We start from the raw sequence: 24,479 nt of genomic DNA on the forward strand, positions 1-24,479 counted from the left end.
CAGGGGCAGATTGTACAAAAGAATGATTACTCGCTTTGCGCATTCATTTCTGCAAAAAGTGCTTCTGATGGTTCTCCGCCTATAGCGGGTTTTATGCTCATCCGATCATCAATTGTTTCTTCCCTTCTTAGTTCAGTGATTCTCACCTTGTTATCTTCGCTGATGGTCAACACATATCGGCCATCGGCACTGAAGACGGCTGAGGTGACTTCACTCTTGTGTTGAATGGTGGTTTTTTCTACCCATGATCCATCAATCCAAAGACCATAAATTTTTGCCGTGTGATCTCTGCTGGCGGTTACCACAAGGCTACCATCGGGACTGAAGGTAGCTGATATGAGCTGATCCTGATGGGCGATGGTGGCCTTTTTTACCCATGATCCATCGCCCTTCCTGGTATAGATAATCGCCGTTTTATCATAACTGGCGCTCACCAAATGGCGGCCATCGGCGCTGAACTTGGCTGAGATGACCGCCCCATCGTGTTGAATGATGGCTTCTCTTACCCATGATCCACCGTCCTCCAGGCCATAGATTTTCGCCGTGTTATCTCGACTGGCGGTCACCAAACGGCGGCCATCGGCACTGAATTTGGCTGAGTAGACGAAATCATCATGGGAAATGGTGACCATTTCTTGCCATGATCCATCGTCCTGCAGGTCACATATTTTCACTGTATTATCAGCACTCATGGTTACCAGATGTCGGCAATCGGGGCTGAAGGTGGCTGATCTGACATGATTATCATGGGTAATAGTGCCTTTCACTGCCCATGACCCATCGTCCTCCTGACCACAGAATTTCACAGAGTTATTTCCTCCGGTGATCACCACATGACGGCCATCGAAGCTGAAGTTGGCCCAAATGACCGCACTCTCGTGGGTAATGGCGGCTTCTACTCCCCATGGTCCATTGTCCCTCTGACCATAGATTTTTGTGGTGTTATCAACATCGGCGACTAACACTCGACGGCCATGGGGGCTGAGCCTGGCGAACCAGATCTGCCCATTGTGCTTAATAGTGGTTTTTTCTTCCCATGATCCATGGGTCAGCAGGCCATAGATTTTCACACTGTTATCGAAACTGGCGGTCATCACAGTACGACCATCAGCATTGAAGGTGGCTGATTTAACCAAACTAGCATGGATAATGGTGGTTTTTTCTTTCCACGACCCATCGTCCTCCTGACCATAGATTTTTGCTGTATTGCTGCTATCTCCACCGACGATCAAGAAATGACGGCCATCGAAGCTGAGGTCGGTCGAACCGATGAGACCATGATGTTTAATAGTGGTTTTTACTTGCCATGATCCATCGGTCCTCTCGCCACAGATTTTCACCGTATTATCGAAACTGAGGGTCATCAGGTGCCGGCTATCGGTGCTTAAAATGGTGCTCCCGATGATTTCAGGATGGGGAATTTCGACTTTTGTCTCTAACTTAAATCTTTCACATTGAGACATCAGTTTACTTTTGGTGAAAAAGGACAGAGCAGGAAAAAAAGCATTATTTCGTTTTTTTACCAGTGACTTGGCAGTGTCCGCATTGGCAAACGACCTCAACCAATCACTGAGTTGTTGATCATCTTTTGCCGTAAAAATGGTCTTTAGTTGATATTGGTGTGGTGAAGGAAACCGGCGATACCATGCTCTTTCCAGCGTTTTATCTTTTTTTACAAGCTCGTGCAGATGTTTGCACACCTTTGCTAAAGCGGTAATCTCCCGAAAGCTCAGACAGCGAATAATCATGGACTGTGTTAAGTCGGGCAAATGGAGGAATGAAGGTTTATTTTTTTTATGTACAGTAACCTCCCTGCCAGCAATGACACTCGTTGATGTCTCATCATCCAATCGAGGTCGCTTAGGTGTTGGCGGGAGTGAAGTGTCAATGCTGCCATTGCTGTTACAAGAGTTCATGTCTGTTCCTTCAAAACTCAATAGTCAGTATTTATGCCTGTTAGAAAGAGCATTTAAAATGGATTGAAGCTTAGAACCGATTTCAGAATAAAAGTTCATAAATTTGCGGTCAGTCAAACAAAGAAAAAAAGTCCTGATCCGAAAAAATAACAGGAAGAAACTTTTTCATTGACAGCCCACTGCAAAAGTTGCCATCAGGTTCTCAATATAAGGTTGTTTTTAAATCGGTTATCATCAAAAACACGCTTAATTACAGGTCGTTTCAGGGACAGATTGTACAAAAGAATGATTACTCGCTTTGCGCATTCATTTCTGCAAAAAGTGCTTCTGATGGTTCTCCGCCTGTAGCGGGTTTTATGCTCATCCGATCATCAATCGTTTCTTCCCTTCTTAATTCAGTGATTCTCGCTTTGTTATCTGCGCTGATGGTCAACACATATCGGCCATCAGCGCTGAAAACGGCTGAGATGAGTTTACTCTCGTGTTGAATGGTGGCTTTTTCTACCCATGACCCATCGTCCCACAGACCATAAATTTTCGCCGTTTTGTCTACACTTGCGGTCACCACAAGGCAACTATCGGGACTGAAGGTGGCTGATTGGATGGAATCCTGGTGGGTGATGGTGGCCTTTGTTACCCATGCTCCATCGCCCTTCCGGGTATAGATAGTCGCCTTTTTATCACGACTGACGGTCAAGAAATGGCGGCCATCGGCACTGAAGTTGGCTGAGATGACCGCTCCATCGTGTTGAAGGCTGGCTTTTCTTACCCATGATCCACCGTCCTCCAGACCATAGATTTTCATCGTGCAATCTTTACTGGTGGTCACCAAACGGCGGCCATCGGCACTGAATTTGGCTGACTGGACGAAATCATCATGGGAAATGGTGACCATTTCTTGCCATGATCCATCGTCCTGCAGGTCACATATTTTCACTGTATTATCAACACTCATGGTTACCAGATGGTGGCAATCGCCGCTGAAGGTGGCTGATCTGACATAATTATCATGGGTGATAGTGCCTTTTACTGCCCATGACCCATCGTCCTCCTGACCACAGAATTTCACAGAGTTATTTCCTCCGGTGATCACCACATGACGGCCATCGAAGCTGAAGTTGGCCCAAATGACCGAACTCTCATGGATAATGGCGGCTTCTACTTCCCATGATCCATTGTCCCTCTGAACGAAGATATTTATGGTGTTAGCAACATCGGCGATCACCACACGACGGCCACTGGGGCTTAGGCTGGCCAAGCAGATCTTCGCATTGTGGTTAATAGTGACTTTTTCTTCCCATGATCCATTGGTCTGCAGGCCATAGATTTTCACACTGTTATCGTAACTGGCGGTCATCACAGTGCGGCCATCAGCATTGAAAGTGGCTGATTTAACGAATTTAGCATGGATAATGGTGGTTTTTTCTTTCCATGATCCATCGTCCTCCTGACCATAGATTCTTGTAGTCTTACCGTCACTTCCACCGGCGATCAAGCAATGACGGCCATCGAAGCTGAGGTTGACCGACCAGACGCGACCACCCTGTTCGATAGTGGCTTTTTCTTTCCATGATCCATCGATCTCCTCGTCACAGATTTTCACCGTATTATCGCAACTGACGGTCATCAGGTGCCGACCATCGGAGCTTAAAATGGTTTTCCAGATGGTTTCAGGATGGGTAATTTCAACTTTTGTCTCTAACTTAAATCTTTCACATTGAGACATCAGTTTACTTTTGGTGAAAAAGGACAGAGCAGGAAAAAAAACGTTATTTCGTTTTTTTACCAGTGACCTGGCAGTGTCCGCATTGGCGAACGACCTCAACCAATCACTGAGTTGTTGATTATCTTTTGCCGTAAAGATGGTCTTTAGTTGATATTGGTGTGGTGAAGGAAACCGGCGATACCATGCTTTTTCCAGCGTTTTATCATTTTTTACAAGCTCGTGTAGATGTTTGCATACCTTTGCTAAAGCGGTAATCTCTCGAAAACTCAAACAGCGAATAACCATGGACTGTGCTACGTAGGGCAAATTGAGGAATGAAGGTTTATTTTTTTCATGTACAGCAACCTCCCTGCCTGCACTAACACCCGTCGGTGCCTCTTCCAATTGAGGTCGCTTAGGTGTTGGCAAGGGTGAAGCGTTAATGTCGCCAGTGCTGCCAATGCTTTTTGTAGAGTGCATACCTGTTTCTCCATGGCTCCGAGTCAGAATTTATCCTTGTTTTGAGGGGGCATTTAAAATGCGTTGAAAGGTTAGAGCCGGATTTAGTATGAAAGTTCAAAATTCAGGTCAGGCTCCCGGGCAACAGGGCCCTGCATCAATCTTTCCTCCGTAGTTCAGTGATTTTCAGCTCGTTAAATTGATCGACGGTCAACACCTGTCGGCCATCGGCGCTGATGGTGGCTAATTCGATGTCATGCTCGCGCCGAATAACGGCTTTTTTTACCCATGACCCATCGGGCCCAAGGCCATAAATTTTCACCGTTTTGTCGAGACCGACGGTCAACACGTGGCAACCATCGACACTGAAGGTGGCTGAACGGACCCAACCTTTGTGGGTAATGGTGGCTTTTTTTACCCATAGTCCGGGGGCCTTCTGGCCATAGATTTTCGCCTTGTTATCTCTGCTGGCGGTCACCACATGGCGACCATCGGCGCTAAAGTGGGCTGAGTTGACTATCTCCTTGTGTGCAATGGTGGCTTCTTTTACCCATGATCCAGGGGCCTTCTGTCCATAGATTTTTGCCATGTTACTGCTACTGGCGGTCACCACACGGAGGCTATCGGCGCTGAATTCGGCTGAGTTGACCGGATCACCATGAGAAATCGTGGCTATTTCTTTCCATGATTCATCGTCCTGCAGATCGCAGATTTTTACCGTACCATCTTTACTGGCGGTGACCAGATGGCGGCCATCGTTGCTGAAAGTGGCAGAGGTGATAGTATCCCCATGGGTAAAGGTGTCTTTTACTGTCCATGATCCATCGTCCTCCTGAACGTAGATGGTCGCAGTGTCATTTCGATCGATGACCAACAGATGACGACCGCCGGAGCTTAAGCTGGCCGAGTAGACCGAACAATCATGGTGAACAGTGGCTTTTTCTTCCCATGATCCACCGGTCTCATGGCCATAGATTTTCACCCCATCGTCACTGGCGGTCACAACATGGTCGCCATCAGCACTGAAATTAGCCGACCTGAGCAAATAACGATGGGAAATGGCGGTTTTTACTTCCCATGATCCATCGTCCCCCAGCTCACAAATTTTCGCTTTGCCAGCATAACAGGCCGTCAATACATGACGGTTATCGGGACTGAAGGTGGCTGATGAGATGTATTTGTCATGGGAAATAGTGGTTTTTTCTTCCCATGATCCACCGGTCTTCTGGCCATAGATTTTCACTTCTCGACCCATATTGCGGGTCAGTACGTGGCAGCTATCGGTGCTGAAGGTGGCTTTGGTGATGTGGCGCTTTTGAGACATTCTGGCTTTTTTCACTAACTTGAATGTTTCACATTGAGACATCAGCTTACTGTTGGTGAAAAGGAGCAGGGCTGGAAAATAATTACATTTTCGTTGTTCCAGGAGTGACTCGACAGTATCCCTACTCGCAAACGGCTTCAACCAACCACGGAGTTGTTGCCTGTTTTTTGTCATAGCGATGGTCTTTAGTTGATATTGGCATGGTGAAGGAAACCGGCGATACCATGCTCTTTCCCGAGCGTTATTGTTTTTGACAAGATCGCGAAGATATTTGCAGACCCTGGCTAAACGGGTAACCTCTCGAAAATCCAGATTGCGAATAATTTTGGCATGTATTTCTTCGGGCAAATGTAAGAATGCAGGTTTAATTTTGTTCTGTATAGTAACGTCCATGCCCACACTGACACCTGTTGAAGCTTCCTCCAATCGTGGTTTCTTACGTGTACCCGTGAGTGGACCGTCAATTCTGGAATTGCTGTTTGTAGTTTGCATGTCTGTTCCCTCAGAGCTGCAAAGTCAGTATTTACCTTCAGTCAGAAAGCACGTTCGAAATTTAGAACTGGTTTAAAAATGAAAGTTCATAACAATAAGGTCAGTAAAACTAAGCAAAAACAGGGCTGATCCGGGGAAATAACAGAAAGAACTTTTTCATTGAGAGCTCGCTGCAAAAGTTGTAGTCAGGTTCTCAACATAAGGCTGTTTTTAAATCGGCTATCATCAAAACACGCTTAATTGCAGGTTGTTTTAGTCGGTTATACGCTCATCTGATCATCAATCTTACTTCCATAGTTCAGTGATTCTTGCCGTCTTATCCTCACTGCCGGTCATCACGAATCGGCTATCGGCGCTGAAAGTGGCTGCTCGGACTGCTTTCTTGTGTCGAATGGTGGCTTTTTCCAGCCATGATCCATTGGCCCCCAGACCATAAATTTTTGCCGTTTTGTCGCGACTGGCGGTCACCACAAGGCAACCATCGGTGCTGAAGGTGGCTGATCGGATCAAATCTTTGTGAGCAATAGTGGCTTTTTCTACCCATGATCCATCGGTCAGCAGGCCGTAGATTTTCGCCGTTTTGTCAACGCTGACGGTCACCACATGGCGGCCATCGTCGCTGAAGGTGGCTGATAGAACCCAGCCCTCATGGTTAATGGTGGCTTTTTCTTCCCATGACCCATTGGTCTCCTCATGGATCTTTGCCGTGTTATCTTCACTGGCGGTCACCAGATGACGGCCATCGGCACTGAAGTTGGCTGAGTAGACCACATCATCATGGGAAATCGTCGCTATTTCTCTCCATGATTCATCAGCCTGCAGGTCATAGATTTTCGCCGTGCTGTCTTCACTGGCGGTTACCACGAATCGGCTATCGGCGCTGAAGGTGGCTGATAAGACCCTACCCTCATGGTTAATGGTGGCTTTTTCTTCCCATGAACCATCGCTCATAAGGCTATAGATTTTTGCCGTCTTATCATCACTGGCAGTCACCACATGACGGCTATCGGCGCTAAAGATGGCTGACCTGACCCCATTACTGTGTTGAATAGTGGCCTTTACCTCCCATAATCCATTGTCCCCCTGACTACAGATTTTCGCTGTGTAGTCATGGCTGGCGGTCGCCACATGGCGGTCATCGGCGCTGAAGATGGCTGAGTTGACAAAACAAGTATGAAAAATGGTGGCTTTTTCTTCCCATGTTCCATCGTCCTGCAGACTACAGATTTTCGCTGTGTGATCACGGCTGGCTGTCACCAGCTGGCGGCTATCGGCACTAAAGGTGGCCGATCTGAGCCAGCCAGCATGGGTGATGATGCCTTTTGTTTCCCACGATCCATTGGCTTTCTGACCACAGATTTTCACCGTATTACCCAGACTGGTAGTCACCACATGGCGGCTATCGGCGCTAAAGGTGGCTGTATTGACTTCTTCACGATGGGTGATTTTGGCTTTTGTCTCCAGTTTAAATAGTTCACACTGAGACATCATTTTGCTTTTGGTGAAAAGGATCAGAGCAGGAAAATATGCATTATCACGTTTTTTTATGAGTGACTCGACAGTGTCCGTATTGGCAAACGGTGTCAACCAATCACGGAGTTGTTGATCATCTTTTGAAGTAATGATGGTCTTTAGTTGATATTGGTGTGGTGAAGGAAACCGACGAAACCATGCTCTTTCCAGAGCTTTATCATTTTTAACAAGATCGTGAAGATATTTGCAGACCTTTGCTAAACGGGTAACCTCTCGAAAATCCAAAAGGTGAATAATCCTGGCATGTATCTCTTCGGGCAAATGGAAGAATGCAGGTTCAATATTGTCCTGTACACTCACCTCCCTGCCTGCACTGACACCCGATGCGGTTTCATTCAATCGAGGCTGCTTGAGTGTTGGTGAGAGTGAACCATCATTGTTGTAATTGATGTTCGGAGGGTTCATGCCTGGTTCCTGCAGTGGGCGAAAGTCACTATTAATCCTCGGTCAGAAAGGACATTCGAAATTGATTCGGTCTGTTAGAGTCGTTTTTTTAATGAAAGTTCAAAACATTGAGTTCGGTGACACTATGAAAAAGAAGAGTTCTGTTCGACCCTCAATCGCCGCTCCATAGTTCAGTGATTCTCGCCGTTTCATCCTCACTGGTGGTCACCACGAATTGGCCATCGGCGCTGAAGTTGGCTGACCGGACTGCTTTCTTGTGTTGAATGGTGGCTTTTTCCAGCCATGATCCATCGGCCCCCAGACCATAAATTTTTGCCATACTGTCGTAACTGGCGGTCACCACAAGGCAACCATCGGCGCTGAAGGTGACTGACTCGATCAAATCTTTGTGAGAAATGGTGGCTTTTTCTACCCATGATCCATCGGCCAGCAGGCCATAGATTTTCGCAGTGTTGTCATGGCTGGCGGTCACCACATGGCGGCTATCGGCACAGAAGGTGGCTGATCTGACCGCCCCATCGTGTTGAATGGTGGTTTTGTGTTGCCATGACCCATTGGTCTGCTGGTCATGGATTTTTGCTGTCTTATCTTCACTGGCGGTCACCAGATGACGGCCATCGGCGCTGAAGATGGTTGATTTGACTCAACAGCTACTTCCTGCCGTACGCTGTGCAGGTACAGCTTCCTGATATCGTCCTGTGAGTTTTTGACACTGACCTCTATGCGGCTGATGGCATTCCAGGTATCGTCTTTGTCTTTATCGTGGTTCATGCGTTCACCCTATGATTATTTCTTGTGCGTTAATCCAGACAGTGACGGCACAGAGACACCTAACCCTTTAAGTCAGTGGTTGCCGACAGGCAATCCACTGGATTTTATTATTAGGTGGCGTGTTAGTTGTTGGGGAGGCGTTGACGGATGAGTAATTCTAGCTGGTCTATTTTTTCGTCGCTACGTTTAAAGCCTGCATGGGTGGCTTCAGTAAGCGCAGCAATCGTAGCTTTAATTTCTGAGAGTTCACGGTCACGCTGTGCAAAGCGCAACCGATTTTCCTTCTGGTACTCTCGCATTTCCCGTCTTGTTGCCAGTATCTCTTGGTGTGTATCACCAGTGATTTTAACAAGACTACGCACTGCGCTATCCAGTGAGTCAAAATGTGACTCAAGTTGCTCTACCCTAACCTCTAACGACATCGGGACTACTCACGTTATGTATGGAGTAACCAGCATAGCAGAGAATGGTACAGAGACACCTAACACCATATTTAATCGCCACCATAGGGTGGCCATCGAGGCTAAAGGCGGCTGAGACGAACTGGCTACTATGGTTGACAGTGTATTTTACTTTCCATGACTCATCATTGGGCTCATTGAAACCAAGAAAAAGAAGAGTTCTGTTCGATCATCAATCGCCCCTCCATAATTCTGTGATTCTCACCGCAGCATCTACACCGACGGTCATCACATTTCGGCCATCGGGACTGAAGTCGGCTGAGATGACTCCTCCCTCGTGTTCAATGGTGGCTTTTTCCAGCCATGACCCATTGGCCTCCAGACCCCATATTCTCGCAGTACCATCTCTACTGGCGGTTACCATATGACAACCATCGACACTGAAGGTGGCTGAAAGGACTTCGTCTTCATGGGTAATGTTGGCTTCTTCTTGCCATGAGCCATCGGCCTGCAGGCCATTGATTTTTGCCGTGTTATCCAAACTGGCGGTCACCACATGACGGCAATCGCCACTGAAGCTGGCTGAGGTGACCTTCCAATTGTGGGAAATGCAGGCTGTTTCTTGCCATGATGCAGCGGCGCTATAGATTCTCACTGTGTTATCATGATGGGCGAACATCAGATGACGGCAATCAGCGCTGAAGTCGGCTGAAGTGACCACACCACGATGATGAAGCGTGGTTATTTCTTTACATGATCCATCAGCTTGCAGGTCACAGATTTTCGACGTGCCATCTAAACTGGCGGATAACAGAAGGCAGCCATCGGCGCTAAAGTTGGCTAAGGTGATTAGTTTCTCATGCTGAATGGTGGCTTTTTCTACCCACCCTCCAGCGGCTCCCTGACCGTAGATTGTTACCGTGTCATCTATACCGAAGATTGCCAAATGAAGACCATTGGGGCTAAACCTGGCCGAAACGACCGGACTGATATGGTAGATGGTATCTTCTAATTCCCATGATCCATCGTCCCCCCGACCAAAGATTTTCACCGTTTGATCCTGACTGGCAGTCAGCACACGTCGACCATCATTACTGAAGGTGGCTGAATTGACAGAATCAGTATGGGTAATAATAGTTTTTACTGTCCATGATCCATCGTCTTCCTGACCACAGATTTTCACTTTATGGCCATAACTGGCGGTCAACACATGACGGCCATCGGCGCTGAAGCTGGCCGACCTGACTGAGGCATTGTGGTTGAAAGTGGTTTTTTCTTCCCATGTTCCTCCAGTCTCCTGCCCATAGATTTTCACCGTCATATCCAAACTGGCAGTCACCACATGGCGGCTATCGGCGCTGAAGGTGGCTGTGCTGACAGTGTGAAAATGTGGGATTTCGACTTTTTCCACTAACTTGAATGTTTTGCATTGAGACATCAGTTTGCTGTTGGTGAAAAGGAGCTGGACAGGAAAATAAATACTTTTTTGTTGTTCTGGAAGTGACTCGACAGTGTCTTCATTAACAAACGGCTTCAACCAATCACGGAGTTGTTGCTGATCTTTTGTCGTAACGATAGTCTTTAATTGGTATTGGTGTGGTGAAGGAAACCGGCGATACCATGCTCTCTCCAAAGCATGATCTTTTTTAACAAGATCGCGAAGATATCTGCACACCTTTGCTAAACAGGCAACATCTCGAAAACCCAAATAGCGAATAATCATGGATTCTGTTTCATCGGGCAAATCGAGTAATAAACATGGATTGTTGTTGCAGACACTCACGTCTCTACCTGCAATGACACCCGTCGGTGCTTCCTCCATTTGAGCTGGCTCAGGTGTTGGCAGGAGTATACCGTCACTGCCGCAATTGCTTTTCACAGGTTGCATGCCAGATGCCTCCCTATCTCCAAAGTCATTATTTATCTTCGCTTGGAAAGGACATTAAAAGTGAGTCCGGTCTGTTAGAGTGGTTTTTACAATAGAAGTTCAAAACATTGAGTTCTTTGGAACCAGAGAAAAGAAGTCATCTATCGCCCCTCCACAGTTCAGTGATTCTCACCGTGTGATCTGCACATTCGGTCAACACATTTCGGCCATCGGGGCTGAATTTGGCAAAGGAGATCATCAGCCCGTGAGAAATGATGGCTTTTTTTATCCATGATCCATTGGTTCTGAGGCCATAAATTCTCGCCGTTCCGTCTCCACCGGCGGTCACCACGTGGCAGCTATCGGGACTGAAGCTGGCTGAGAGGACTTTGCCCTTATGGGTAATGTTGGCTGTTTCTTTCCATGATCCATCCGCTTGCAGGCTGTAGATTTTTGCCGTGTGACCTTGACTGGTGGTCACTATATGGTGACCATCGGCGCTGAACCTGGCCGAAAAGACCGGAGCATTTTGGCAAAAGGTGTATTTTTTTTCCCATGATCCATTGGTTTGCCGTTCGTGGATTTTCACCGTTCTGTCTTCGCTGGCGGTCACTACAAGGCGGTCATTGGGACTGAAGGAAGCTGATTCGACAGGACCATCGTGGGTAATGGTGGTTATTTCTCCCCATGATCCGGCCTGCAGGCCGTAGATTTTCGCCGTCTTATCTCTACTGGCGGTGATCACAAAGCTGCCATCGGCGCTGAAGGTGGCTGATTCGACAACATCGCTATGGGTAATGGTGGTTTTTACTTCCCATGTGTCATCGTCTTCCTGACCATAGATTGTCGAAGTCTTACCATAACTTAAGATCATCAAATGATTGCCATCGGCGCTAAAGCTGGCCGAATAGACAGCAGAATTATGGTGAGTAGTGTATTTTGCTTGCCATGATCCATCGGTCTCCTGACCATAGATTTTCAATACCCCATACCCAGAGCTGGTCAACAGGTGACGGTCATTAGTACTAAAGATGGCTAATTGGATCGGAAGCTCCTGATAAATGTTGGCTTTTACTCTCCATGATCCATCGTCCTCCTGACCACAGATTTTCAACGTGTTGTCGCAACAGGCGGTCACCATTTGACGGCCATCGGTAGTGAAGGTGGCAGATAAGACAATACTGACGTGGCCAATGTTGGCTTTTGTTACCCATGACCCATCGGTTTTCTGGCCTGTAATTATCGCTGTTCCATCAAAACTGGTGGTCACCACATGGAGGCTATCAGCGCTGAAGTGGGTTCTAAAGATTGCACCTGAATGGGTAATTTCTGCTTTTGGCACTAACTTGAATGTTTCACAGTCAGACATCAGTTTACTGTAGGTGAAAAGCAGCTGAGCGGGAAAATGAGTGGTTGCTCTTTGTTTTATGAGTGACTCAATGGTGCCTGTACTCGCAAACGGCTTCAACCAATCACGGATTTGTTGCTCATCTTTTGTCTTAATGCTGGTCTTTAATTGATATTTCTGTGGTGAAGGAAACCGGCGAATCCATGCTCTTTCCAGAGCTTTATCTTCTTTAATAAAATCGCGAAGATATCTGCATACCTTGGCTAAACGGGTAATCTCTCGAAAACCCAAATAGCGAATAAGCATAGATTCTACTTCGACGGGCAAATCGAGTAATAAACATTGATTGTTGTTGTAGACACTCACGTATCTACCTGCAATGACACCCGTTGATGCTTCCTCCATTTGAGGTGGCTCAGGTGTTGGAAGGAGTATACCATCACTGCCGCAATTGCTTTTCACAGGCTCCATGCCAGATGCCTCCCTATCTCCAAAGTTATTATTTATCCTCGCTAAGAAAGGACATTCAAAATTGATTCGGCCTTTTAGACTCGTTTTTAAAATGGAAGTTCAATACATCAAGCTCAGTGAAACAAGAGAAAAGAAGTCATCAATCGCCCCTCCACAGTTCAGTGATTCTCGCCGTGTAATCTTTACAGACGGCCACGACATTTCGCCCATCGGGGCTGAATTTGGCATATCTGATCACCGGCCCGTGATAAATGATGGCTTTTTTTATCCACGACCCATCGGGCCTAAGGCCATAAATTTTCGCCGTTTTGTCTTCACCGGCGGTCACCACGAGGCAGCTATCGGGACCGAAGTTGGCTGAGAGTACTCTGCCCTTATGGGTAATGCTGCCTGCCTCTTCCCATGATCGATCCGCTTGCAGGCTGTAGATTTTTGCCGTGTTATCGTCACTGGTGGTCACTATGTGGCGGCCATCGGCGCTGAACCTGGCCGACCTGGCCGGAGCATTTTGGTAAAAGGTGTATTTTGTTTCCCATGATCCATTGGTTTGCCGTTCGTGGATTTTCACCGTTTTGTCCAGACTGACGGTCACCACAAGGCGGTCATCGGGACTGAAGGAGGCTGATCTGACAGCATCATCGTGGGTAATGACGGTCATTTCTCCCCATGATCCATCGGCCTGCAGGCCATAGATTTTCGCGGTCATATCTCTACTGGCGGTGACCAAAGAGCGGCTATCGGCGCTGAAGGTGGCTGAGTCAACAAAATGGTTATGGGTAATAGTGGTTTTTACTTCCCATGTGCCATCGTGTTCCTGACCATAGATTGTCAAAGTCTTATCGGGATTTTTGATAAACAAATGACTGCTATCGGAGTTAATTCTGAACGACATGATCAGACAATGATGGTTAATAGTGTATTTTGCTTCCCATGATCCATCGGTCTCCCGACCATAGATTTTCAATGTCCTATCATTGGCGGTCAATAGTTGGTTGCCATCAGCACTGAAGGTGGCTAAGGTGCCCTCCATTTTTTGGTGAATAATGGCTTTTACTTTCCATGATCCATCGTCCTCCTGACCACAGATTTGCACCATGAAATCGGTACCGGAGGTCACCAATTGACGGCCATCGATATTGAAGACGGCTGAAAAGAGAAGACTGTCATGGCGAATGGTGGCTTTTAATTCCCATGATCCATCGGTCTTCTGGCCAGTGATTTTTGCTGTTTCATCGAAGCCGGCGGTCACCACATGGAGGCTATCGGCGGTGAAGTCGGCTATGCCGATTCGGTCTAAATGGGTAATTTTTGCTTTTGGCACTAACTTGAATGTTTCACATTCAGACATCAGTTTACTGCAGGTGAAAAGGAGCTGAGCAGGAAAATGAGTGGTTGCTCTTTGTTTAATGAGTGACTCAATGGTGCCTGTACTCGCAAACGGCTTCAGCCAATCACGGATTTGTTGCTCATCTTTTGTCTTAATGCTGGTCTTTAATTGATATTTCTGTGGTGAAGGAAACCGGCGAATCCATGCTCTTTCCAGAGCTTTATCTTCTTTAATAAAATCGCGAAGATATCTGCATACCTTGGCTAAACGGGTAATCTCTCGAAAACCCAAATAGCGAATAAGCACAGATTCTACTTCGACGGGCAAATCGAGTAATAAACATTGATTGTTGTTGTAGACACTCACGTATCTACCTGCAATGACACCCGTTGATGCTTCCTCCATTTGAGGTGGCTCAGGTGTTGGCAGGAGTAAACCGTCACTGCCGCAATTGCTTTTCACAGGTTGCATGCCAGATGCCTCCCTGTCTCTAAAGTCATTATTTATCCTCGCTTGGAAAGGACATTAAAAGTAAGTCAGGTCTGTTAGAGTGGTTTTTACAATAGAAGTTCAAAACATTGAGTTCATGGAACCAGAGAAAAGAAGTCATCTATCGCCCCTCCACAGTTCAGTGATTCTCGCCGTGTGATCTGCACAGACGGCCAAGACATTTCGCCCATCGGGGCTGAATTTGGCCGATCTGATCACCGGCCCGTGATAAATGATGGCTTTTTTTATCCACGACCCATCGGGCCTAAGGCCATAAATTTTCGCCGTTTTGTCTTCACCGGCGGCCACCACGAGGCAGCTATCGGGACTGAAGTTGGCTGAGAGTACTCTGCCATTATGAGTAATGCTGCCCGCCTCTTCCCATGATCGATCCACTTGCAGGCTGTAGATTTTTGCCGTGTTATCGTCACTGGTGGTCAATATATGGTGGCCATCCGCGCTGAACCTGGCCGACCTGACCGGAGCATTATGGCAAAAGGTGTAATTTGTTTCCCATGATCCATTGGTCTGCCGTTTGTGGATTTTCACTGTTTTGTCCTCACTGGTGGTCACCACAAGGCGGTCATCAGGACTGAACAAGGCTGATCTGACCCGATGTTTATGGGTAATGATGGTCATTTCTTCCCATAATCCATCGTGCAGGGCATAGATTTTCGCTGTTTTATCGTGACTGGCGGTTAATAGATGGCGGCCATCGTCGCTGAAGGTGGCTGATACGACAAAATCATTATGGATAATAGTGGTTTTCACTTTCCATGAGCCATCGCGCTCCTGACCATAGATTGTCACAGTTCTATCAAGACGCGCGACCACCAGATGACTGCCATCGGCACTAAAGTTGGCCGATAGGATCCGAGAATGATGGTAAACAGTATATTTTGCCTCCCATGATCCATCGGTCTCCCGACCATAGATTTTCAATGTCCTGAAAATAGCGCTCAATAGTTGGTGGCCATCAGCGCTGAAGGAGGCTGAGCTGTTGATCCATTCATGGTAAATAGTAGCTTTTACTTTCCATGATCCATCGTCCTCATGACCATAGATTTCTGCTACATTGTCGATACCGGCGGTCATCATTTGACGGCCATCGGTACTGAAGATGGCTGATGCGACACTACCTGCATGCCAAATGGTGGCTTTTGTTTCCCATGATCCATCGGTCTTCTGGCCTGTGATTATCGCTGTTTCATCAAAGCTGGCGGTCATCACATGGAGGCTATCAGCGCTGAAGTGGGTTCTAAAGATTGCACCTGAATGGGTAATTTTTGCTTTTGGCACTAACTTGAATGTTTCACATTCAGACATCAGTTTACTGCAGGTGAAAAGGAGCTGAGGAGGAAAATGAGTGGTTGCTCTTTGTTTTATGAGTGACTCAATGGTGCCTGTACTCGCAAACGGCTGCAACCAATCACGGATTTGTTGCTCATCTTTTGTCTTAATGCTGGTCTTTAATTGATATTTCTGTGGTGAAGGAAACCGGCGAATCCATGCTCTTTCCAGAGCTTTATCTTCTTTAATAAAATCGCGAAGATATCTGCATACCTTGGCTAAACGGGTAATCTCTCGAAAACCCAAATAGCGAATAAGCGTAGATTCCAGTTCAACGGGCAAATCGATTAATAAACATGGATTGTTGTTATATACAGTAACGTCTCTGCCTGCACTGACACCCGTTGGTGCTTCCTCCAATCGAGGCTGCTCCGGTGTTGGCAAGGGTAAGCTGTCAATGCTGGAATTGTTTTTCAAAGGGCCCATACCTGCTTCTCTCAAGGCTCCAAAGTCATTATTTATCCACGGTTTGAAAGGACATTTAAAATTGATTCAAACGGTTAGAACCGGTTTTAGAGTAAAAGTTCATAAAAATAACACTGTTTTTTAATCACTCCTCCATAGTTCGGTGATTCTCACCGTTTTATCTTCACTGACGGTCATTACATTTTGGCTATCGGTGCTGAAGTTGGCTGAGGTGACTGCTTTCTTGTGTTGAATGGTGGCTTTTTCCAGCCATGACTCATTGGCCTGCAAACCATAGATTTTCGCAGTGTTATCTTGACTGGCAGTCACCAGATTTTGGCTATCGGTGCTGAAGTTGGCTGAGGTGACCGCCCCCTTGTGGCAAATGCAGGCTTTTTCTTCCCATAATGCAGTGCCCTTCTGGCTGTAGATTTTCACTGTGTTATCTTCACTGGCGCTCACCACATGGCGGCAATCGGCGCTGAAGTTGGCTGAGTAAACTCGATTATCATGCCGAATAGTGGTCATTTCTTTCCATGATCCATCGTCTTGCAGGTCAGAGATTTTCGCCGTGTGATCCTTACTGGCGGTGACCAGATGGCGGCTATCGGCGCTGAAGTGAATTGAGGTAAGTGTGCGCTGGTGTTTGATGGTGTCTTTTTCTACCCATGGTCCAGCAGCCTCCTGCCCATAGATTTTTACTGCGTAATCTGCACCACATAGCGCCAGATGTCGGTTATCGGGGCTGAGCCTGGCCGAAACGATAAAACCTGCATGAATAGTGTGCTCTTCTCGCCATGATCCATCATCCTCCTGACTACGAATTTTCACTATGCTATCCCCACTGATGGTCACCACATGGCGACCATCGGGACTGAAAGTGGCGGCAGTGACGAATCTGTCATGGGAAATGGTGGCTTTTACTTCCCACGATCCATCGTCCTCCTGACCATAGATTCTCACTCTTTTATCGTGACTGGCGGTGACCAGATGACGGCCATCGGCGCTGAAGGTGGCTGAAATGACCCAGTTATTATGGGTAATGGTGGTTACTGATTCCCATGATCCATCGTCCTTCTGACCGTAGATGCTCGCTGTTTTATCGTGGCTGGCGGTGACCAGATGGCGGCCATCGGCGCTGAAGGTGGCTGATCTGATCCAATCATTATGGGTGATCGTGGCTTTTGATTGCCATGATCCATCTTCCTCCTGACCATAGATTCTCACTTTTTTATCGTGACTGACGGTGGCCAGATCACGGCTACCGGCACTGAAGGTGGCAACACTGATAGTTTGACTATGGATAATTTCGGCTTTTTCCACTAGCTTGAATTTTTGACATTGAAACATCAGTTTTCTGTGGTTGAAGAGCAGCAGAGCAGGAAAATAAGCACAATTTTGATCTTTTATGAGTGACTCGACAGTGTCCTTATTTGCAAATGGCCTCAACCAATAGCGGAGTTGTTGTTTATCTTTTGCCGTAACGATGGTCTTTAGTTGATATTGGTATGGTGATGGAAACTGGCGATACCACGCTCTTTCCAGCGCTTTATCGCTTTTAACAAGATCACGAAGATATATGCATACCTCTGCCAGCCGGGTAATCTCTCGAAAACCCAAGCAGCGAATAATCATAGATTTTGGTACATAGGGCAAATCGAGTAATAAAGATTTATTGTTCTCATTGACAGTAACCTCCCTGCCAACACTGACCCCCGTCAGTGCTTCCTCCGGTCGAGGCCGCTCAGATGTTGGCAAGTGTGAGTCGACAATGCTGTCATTGTTTTTCAAAGGGTTCATGCCTGATTTCTTCAAAGCTTCAAAGTCACTATTTATCCTCGGTTTGAAAGGACATTTAGCATTAATTCAACGTTTAGAACCGGTTTTGGACTGAAAGTTCAGAAAATTGAGATCAATGGAACTAAGCAACAGCAACACCCTGATCCGGGAAAATAATGATAGAAGGAAACTTTTTCACTGAAAGCTCACTGCAAACATTGCCATCGGGCTTTCGATATAACGCTGTTTTTCAACGGGTTTTTAGCAAAAATACGCTCATTCGATCATCAATAACCCCTCCACAGTTCAGTGATTCTCACCGTGTAATCTGTACAAACGGTCAAGACATTTCGGCCATCGGGGCTGAATTTGGCCGAGGTGATCACAAGCCCGTGAGAAATGATGGCTTTTTTTATCCATGACCCATTGGACCTGAGGCCATAAATTTTCGCCGTTTCATCTTCACCGGCGGTCACCACGTGGCAGCTATCGGGACTGAAGTCGGCTGAGAGGACTTTGCCCTTATGGGTAATGTTGGCTGTTTCTTTCCATGATCCATCACTTTGCAGGCTATAGATTTTTATCGCGTTACCGTCACTGGTGGTGACTATATGGTGGCCATCGGCGCTGAAGCTGGCCGACAAGACCGGAGCATTTTGGCAAAAGGTGTATTTTGTTTCCCATGATCCATTGGTTTGCCGTTCGTGGATTTTCACCGTTCTGTCATCACTGGCGGTCACCACAAGGCGGTCATCGGGACTGAACGAGGCTGATCTGACCCAATGTTTATGGGTAATGGTGATCATTTCTCCCCATAATCCATCGTGTAGGCCATAGATTTTCGCTGTTTTATCGTGACTGGCGGTTAATAGATGACGGCCATCGGCACTGAAGGCGGCTGATATGACAAAACAATTATGGGTAATGGTGGTTTTCACTTCCCATGAGCCATGGTGTTCCTGATGATAGATGGTCGCAGTCTTATCATAACTTGTGATCACCAAATGACTACCATCGGCGCTGACACTGGCCGATATGATTGGAGCATGATGGTTAATAGTGTATTTTGCTTCCCATGACCCATCGGTCTCCTGACCGTAGATTTTCAATGTCCCATCATAAGGTTTGGTCAATAGGTGGCGGTCATTAGCACTGAAGGTGGCTAATTGGATCGGAAGTTCTTTGTCAATGATGGCTTTTACTTTCCATGATCCATCGTCCTCCTGACCACAGATTGTCGCCGTGATATCGGAACAGGCGGTCAGCATTTGACGGCCATCGGTATTGAAGGTAATTGCTGAGACAAGACTTTTATGGCGAATAGTGGCTATTTCTACCCATGATCCATCGGTCTTCTGGCCAGTGATTTTCGCTGTTTTATCAGAGCTGGTGGTCGCTACATGGAGGCTATCAGCGCTGAAGGCGGTATTATCAATTCGACCTGAATGGGTAATTTCTGCTTTTGGCACTAACTTGATGTTTCACATTCAGACATCAGTTTACTGTTGGTGAAAAGGAGCTGAGCAGGAAAATGAGTGGTTGCTCGTTGTTTTATGAGTGACTCAATGGTGTCCGTGTTAGCAAACGGCTGTAACCAATCACGGATTTGTTGCTCATCTTTTGTCTTAATGGTGGTCCTTAATTGATATTTGTGTGGTGAAGGAAACCGACGAATCCATGCTCTTTCCAGAGCTTTATCTTCTTTAATAAAGTCGCGAAGATATCTGCATACCTTGGCTAAACAGACAACCTCTCGAAAACCCAAATAGCGAATAAGCGTAGATTCTAATTCAACGGGAAAATCGAGTAATAAACATGGATTGTTGTATACACTCACCTCTCTACCTGCAATGACACCTGTTGGTGCCTCCTCCATTTGAAGTTGCTCAGGTGTTGATGAAAGTAATCCATCACTGCTGGAATTGTTTTTCACAGACTCCATGCCAGATGCCTTTCTATCTCCAAAGTCATTATTTATCCTCGCTTGAAAGGACATTCAAAATTGATTCGATCTGTTAGAGTCGTTTTTACAATGGAAGTTCAAAACATTGAGGTCAGTGGAAACAGGGAAAAGAAGAGTTCTGAACCGTGAAGATGATAGAAAGAAGCTTTTTAATAGAGACCACTGTAAAAAATATCATCGGACTTTCGATATATATCCTTTAAATTCGTTGGTGTACTGGAGAGTTTTTTCCCGGTTTTATAAGCAGGCACATGGCCACCGTTTCAGTTGGATTTGTGTGTCCACTAAAACGGGTGAGGTTCACAATCCACTCATTTTTTTGTTGGGTGGTGTTTTAGTTGCTGGGGAGACGTTGACGGATGAGTAGCTCTAGTTGTCTTACTTGTTCCCGGGTTTCTGCATGTTGTTCGTCAGAACGCTTGAAACCTGCAAGCATGGCTTCCGCCAGGGCAGAGACATCGGCTTTAACGCCTGCAATTTTTTGATCCTGCTCAGCGAATTGTGTACGCATTTTTTGATCCTGCTCAGCGAATTGTGTACGCATTTTTTGATCCTGCTGAGTGAATCGTGTACGCATTTCCTGCCGTGTTGCCAATATTTCCTGGTGTGTATCACCGGTGATTTTGATGAGGCTACGCACTGCGCTATCCAGAGAATCAAAATGTGATTCCAATCGCTCTACTCTTGCTTCTAATAACATTGGGACTACTCACGTTGTATTTATGGAGTAACCAGCATAGCAGAGACTGACACAAAGACACCAAACACTGTTTTTTTAATGGGTTCTTGGCAAAACCAGGCTCATTCGATCATCAATCGCCCCTCCACAGTTCAGTGATTCTCGCCGTGTAATCTGCACAGACGGCCACGACATTTCGCCCATCGGGGCTGAATTTGGCTGAGGTGATCACCGGCCCGTGAGAAATGATGGCTTTTTTTATCCACGACCCATCGGGCCCAAGGCCATAAATTTTCGCCGCTTTGTCATCACCGGCGGTCACCACGAGGCAGCTATCGGGACTGAAGTTGGCTGAGAGGACATAACGCTCATGGGTAATGCTGGCTGTTTCTTCCCATGATCCATCCGCCTGCAGGCTGTAGATTTTTATCGTGTCAAGGCAATCGGTGGTGACTATATGGTGGCCATCGGCGCTGAAGGTGGCTGACAAGACCCAAGCATTTTGGCAAAAGGTGTATTTTGTTTCCCATAATCCATTGGTTTGCCGTTCGTGGATTTTCACAGTTTTGTCCAGACTGGCAGTCACCACAAGGCGGTCATCGGGACTGAAAGAGGCTGATTTGACCGCATTTTTATGGGTAATGGTGGTCATTTCTCCCCATGATCCATCGGCCTGCGGGCCATAGATTTTCGCCGTGCCATCCAAACTTGCGGTCACCAAAGAGCGGCCATCGGCGCTGAAGGTGGCTGAGCTGACAGAATCATTATGGTAAATAGTGGTTTTTACTCCCCATGTGCCATCGTGTTCCAGACCATAAATTGTTGCATTCTTATCATGCTTATCATCAGTTAAGACAAACAAATGATTGGCATCGGCGCTGAAGCCGACCGACGTGACCAGAGCATTGTGGTGAATAGTGTATTTTGCTTCCCATGATCCATCAGTCTCCTGTTCATAGATTTTCAATGTTCCATATACACAGGCGGTCAATAGTTGCTGGTCATTTGCACTGAAGGTGGCTGAGATGACCGGCGATTTATGGTAAATAATGGCTTTTACTTTCCATGATCCATCGTCGTCCTGACCACAGATTTTCACCATGGGATCGGAACAGACGGTCGCCATTTGACGGCCATCGGTAGTGAAGGTGGCTGATAAGAAACAAGTTTTATGGTCAATGGTAGCTTTTGTTTCCCATGATCCATCGGTCTTCTGGCCTGTGATGATCGCTCTTTTATCAAAGCTGGTAGTCACCACATGGAGGTTATCAGCACTGAAGTCGGCATCATAGATTTGGCATGAATGGGTAATTTTTGCTTTTGGCACTAATTTGAATGTTTCACATTCAGACATCAGTTTACTGTAGGTGAAAAGCAGCTGAGCAGGAAAATGAGTGGTTTCTCGTTGCTTTATGAGTGACTCAATGGTGTCCGTGTTAGCAAACGGCTGTAACCAATCACGGATTTGTTGCTCATCTTTTGTCTTAATGGTGGTCCTTAATTGATATTTCTGTGGAGAAGGAAACCGGCGAATCCAGGCTCTTTCCAGAGCTTTATCTTCTTTAATAAAATCGCGAAGATATCTGCACACCTTGGCTAAACGGGTAATCTCTCGAAAACCCAAATAGCGAATAAGCACAGATTCTAGTTCAACGGGCAAATCGAGTAATAAACATTGATTGTTGTTATAGACACTCACTTCTCTACCTGCATTGATACCCGTTGGCGCTTGCTCTATTTGAAGCGACTCAGGTGTTGACGGGAGTAGCCCGTCAACGCTGGGATGGTTGTCCATAACATTCATGCCTTATTTCTCCATAGCTAGTAGTTATCCTCTCTAAGAAAGGACATTCAAAATGAATTCGATAGGTTGGATTCGGTTTTTTGATGAAAGTTCACACGATTGAGGTCAGTGAAAGCAGGAAAAAAACAGAGCCCTGATCCGGAAAAATTCTTCAAGCTCATGGATCACAATAGGATGCACCAAACCTGAGACGGAGGGTAGATTACACCCCTTCGATCAACATCGTCCTTCCGTAGTTCAGTGATTCTCGCACTGAAATCATTACTGATGGTCACTACATATCGGTCATCGGGACTGAAGTGGGCTGAGTTGATGGGTTCCTCGTGTTGGATGGTGGCTTTTCCCAGCCATGACCCATCGGCCCGTTGACCACAAATTTTCGCCGTGCCATCCAAACTGGCGGTTACCACATGACAACCATCGGCACTGAAGGTGGCTGTGAAGACTCTGTGCCCATGGGTAATGCAGGCTTCTTCCAGCCATGACCCGTCGGTCTGGAGACCACTGATTTTTGCCGTCTTATCATAACTGGCGGTCACCACATGCTGACAATCGGCACTGAAGGTAGCTGAGGTGACCTCTCCGTTGTGGGAAATGCAGGCTTTTTCTTGCCATGATGAAGCACCCTTCAGGCTATAGATTTTCACCTTGCCATCCCAGCTGGCGGTCACCACATGGCAGCTATCAGCACTGAAGGTGGCTGCGGTGAGAGAATCATCATGATCAATCGTGGCTGCTTTTCTCCATGATCCATCGGCCTGCTGGTCATAGATACTTGCCGCGCGAGGTGAATTGAAGGTTAACAGGTGGCAGCTGTCGGCGCTGAAATGGACGATTTTGCTCTGGTTTCGAATGGTGGCTTTTTCCATCCATGATCCATTGACTCTCTTGTCATAGATTTTAACAGTGCAACGTTCATCCCGGATCGCCAGAAGACTCTCATCGACACTGAGCTTGGCATTAGCGACCGGACAGGTATGGTAAATAGTGCCCTCTAATTCCCATGATCCATTGTCCCCCTCAGCAAAGATTTTCACCGTGTGATCTGGATTGGCAGTCACCAGACGGCTGCCGTCAATACTGAAGGTAACTGAATTGACTTTGGGAACATGGGGAACGGTGGCTTTTACTCCCCATGTTCCATTGTCTGACTGACTATAGATATTGAATGTCTTATCATAAAAGGTGGCTAACACATAACAGCCATCAGAGCTAAAGCTGGCCGACCTGACTGAACGACTATGGATAATAGTGTCTTTTTCTGCCCAGTTTCCACCACTCTCCTGTTCATAGATTTTCAACGCCCTATCTAAACTGGCGGTCACTACACGACGGCTGTCGGCACTGAAGCTGGCTGTGTTGACACCGAAATTATGGATGATTTCGGCTTTTTTTGTCAGCTTGAATGTTTTACATTGAGACATCAGTTTACTGTTGGTGAACAGGAGCTGAGGATGAAAAAAAGTACTTTGTTGTTGTTTTAAAAGTGACTCGATAGTGTCCTTATTTGCAAACGGCTTCAACCAATCACAGAGTTGTTGTGTATCTTTAGTCGTAATCATCGCCTGTAGTTGATATTGGTGTGGTGAAGGAAACCGGCGATACCATGCTCTTTCCATCGCTTTATCATTTTTAACAAAATCGCGAAGATACCTGCATACCTTTGCTAAACGGGTAATCTCGCGAAAACCCAAATAGCGAATAATTATTGATTTTGTTTCGTCGGGCAAACAGAGGAATGGAGATTGATTTTGGTGATATACAATAACGTCCCTGCCTGCACAGACACCCGTTGCTGCTTCCTCCATTCGAGGTTGCTTCGTTGGCAGGGGTGAACCGTCATCGCTGGAATGGTTGTTCAGAGGGTTCATGCCTGGCTCCTCCAGAGCTTCAAAGTCAGTGTTTATCCTCGCTCAGAGAGGACATTCAAAATTGATTCGAGTGATTAGACTGGGTTTTATGATGAAAGTTCATAAAATTGAGGTCAGCTT

General features: G+C 46.5%; 17 protein-coding genes. All 17 read right to left on the reverse strand.

The features are described 5' to 3' along the window. Window positions 1-26: 26 nt before the first annotated feature. A complete protein-coding gene (locus tag KBW69_RS11600; protein WP_257280958.1) occupies window positions 27-1,916 on the reverse strand; it encodes an F-box protein in 1,890 nt (629 codons plus the stop codon). A gap of 289 nt (window positions 1,917-2,205) precedes the next feature. Continuing rightward, entirely contained in the window at window positions 2,206-4,101 is a 1,896-nt protein-coding gene (locus KBW69_RS11605; protein WP_257280960.1) for an F-box/WD40 repeat-containing protein, read from the reverse strand. 136 nt (window positions 4,102-4,237) lie between these two features. Beyond that, window positions 4,238-5,896: an F-box/WD40 repeat-containing protein gene (locus KBW69_RS11610; RefSeq protein WP_257280962.1), complete on the reverse strand. Its 1,659-nt coding sequence runs from the start codon at window positions 5,894-5,896 to the stop codon at window positions 4,238-4,240. Between the two features lie 285 nt (window positions 5,897-6,181). Beyond that, a complete protein-coding gene (locus tag KBW69_RS11615; protein WP_257280963.1) occupies window positions 6,182-7,834 on the reverse strand; it encodes an F-box/WD40 repeat-containing protein in 1,653 nt (550 codons plus the stop codon). Between the two features lie 151 nt (window positions 7,835-7,985). Continuing rightward, window positions 7,986-8,438 carry a WD40 repeat domain-containing protein gene (locus KBW69_RS11620; RefSeq protein WP_257276246.1) on the reverse strand — a complete coding sequence of 151 codons (453 nt, stop codon included), beginning with the start codon at window positions 8,436-8,438 and terminating at the stop codon, window positions 7,986-7,988. Beyond that, window positions 8,435-8,605, reverse strand: coding sequence for a hypothetical protein (locus tag KBW69_RS11625; RefSeq protein WP_257276247.1), 171 nt, complete (start codon window positions 8,603-8,605; stop codon window positions 8,435-8,437). Before KBW69_RS11625 ends, KBW69_RS11620 begins: the two co-directional genes overlap by 4 nt. Before the next feature lie 122 nt (window positions 8,606-8,727). Then, a complete protein-coding gene (locus KBW69_RS11630) occupies window positions 8,728-9,027 on the reverse strand; it encodes a hypothetical protein (RefSeq protein ID WP_257280964.1) in 300 nt (99 codons plus the stop codon). Window positions 9,028-9,238: 211 nt separating this feature from the next. Beyond that, complete coding sequence (locus KBW69_RS11635) at window positions 9,239-10,894, reverse strand: F-box/WD40 repeat-containing protein (RefSeq protein ID WP_257280965.1); 1,656 nt, start codon at window positions 10,892-10,894, stop codon at window positions 9,239-9,241. Window positions 10,895-11,030: 136 nt separating this feature from the next. After that, window positions 11,031-12,692, reverse strand: coding sequence for an F-box/WD repeat-containing protein (locus tag KBW69_RS11640; protein ID WP_257280966.1), 1,662 nt, complete (start codon window positions 12,690-12,692; stop codon window positions 11,031-11,033). 139 nt (window positions 12,693-12,831) lie between these two features. After that, window positions 12,832-14,490, reverse strand: coding sequence for an F-box/WD repeat-containing protein (locus KBW69_RS11645; protein WP_257280968.1), 1,659 nt, complete (start codon window positions 14,488-14,490; stop codon window positions 12,832-12,834). A 135-nt stretch (window positions 14,491-14,625) separates the two neighbouring features. After that, window positions 14,626-16,284 carry an F-box/WD repeat-containing protein gene (locus KBW69_RS11650; protein ID WP_257280970.1) on the reverse strand — a complete coding sequence of 553 codons (1,659 nt, stop codon included), beginning with the start codon at window positions 16,282-16,284 and terminating at the stop codon, window positions 14,626-14,628. A gap of 120 nt (window positions 16,285-16,404) precedes the next feature. Next, window positions 16,405-18,063 carry a WD40 repeat domain-containing protein gene (locus KBW69_RS11655; RefSeq protein ID WP_257280971.1) on the reverse strand — a complete coding sequence of 553 codons (1,659 nt, stop codon included), beginning with the start codon at window positions 18,061-18,063 and terminating at the stop codon, window positions 16,405-16,407. Window positions 18,064-18,329: 266 nt separating this feature from the next. Further along, on the reverse strand, window positions 18,330-19,511 hold the full coding sequence (locus tag KBW69_RS11660) for a hypothetical protein (RefSeq protein WP_257280972.1): 1,182 nt from the start codon (window positions 19,509-19,511) through the stop codon (window positions 18,330-18,332). Beyond that, complete coding sequence (locus KBW69_RS11665; protein WP_257280973.1) at window positions 19,511-19,984, reverse strand: F-box protein; 474 nt, start codon at window positions 19,982-19,984, stop codon at window positions 19,511-19,513. Before KBW69_RS11665 ends, KBW69_RS11660 begins: the two co-directional genes overlap by 1 nt. Before the next feature lie 355 nt (window positions 19,985-20,339). Next, window positions 20,340-20,705 carry a hypothetical protein gene (locus KBW69_RS11670; protein ID WP_257280975.1) on the reverse strand — a complete coding sequence of 122 codons (366 nt, stop codon included), beginning with the start codon at window positions 20,703-20,705 and terminating at the stop codon, window positions 20,340-20,342. 112 nt (window positions 20,706-20,817) lie between these two features. Beyond that, entirely contained in the window at window positions 20,818-22,488 is a 1,671-nt protein-coding gene (locus KBW69_RS11675) for an F-box/WD repeat-containing protein (protein ID WP_257280976.1), read from the reverse strand. A gap of 164 nt (window positions 22,489-22,652) precedes the next feature. After that, window positions 22,653-24,359 (reverse strand): F-box/WD40 repeat-containing protein, encoded by a 1,707-nt coding sequence (locus tag KBW69_RS11680; protein ID WP_257280977.1) that lies wholly within the window; start codon window positions 24,357-24,359, stop codon window positions 22,653-22,655. Window positions 24,360-24,479 lie beyond the last annotated feature (120 nt).

This window comes from Endozoicomonas sp. ISHI1 (assembly GCF_024606225.1).
GTDB lineage: Bacteria > Pseudomonadota > Gammaproteobacteria > Pseudomonadales > Endozoicomonadaceae > Endozoicomonas_A.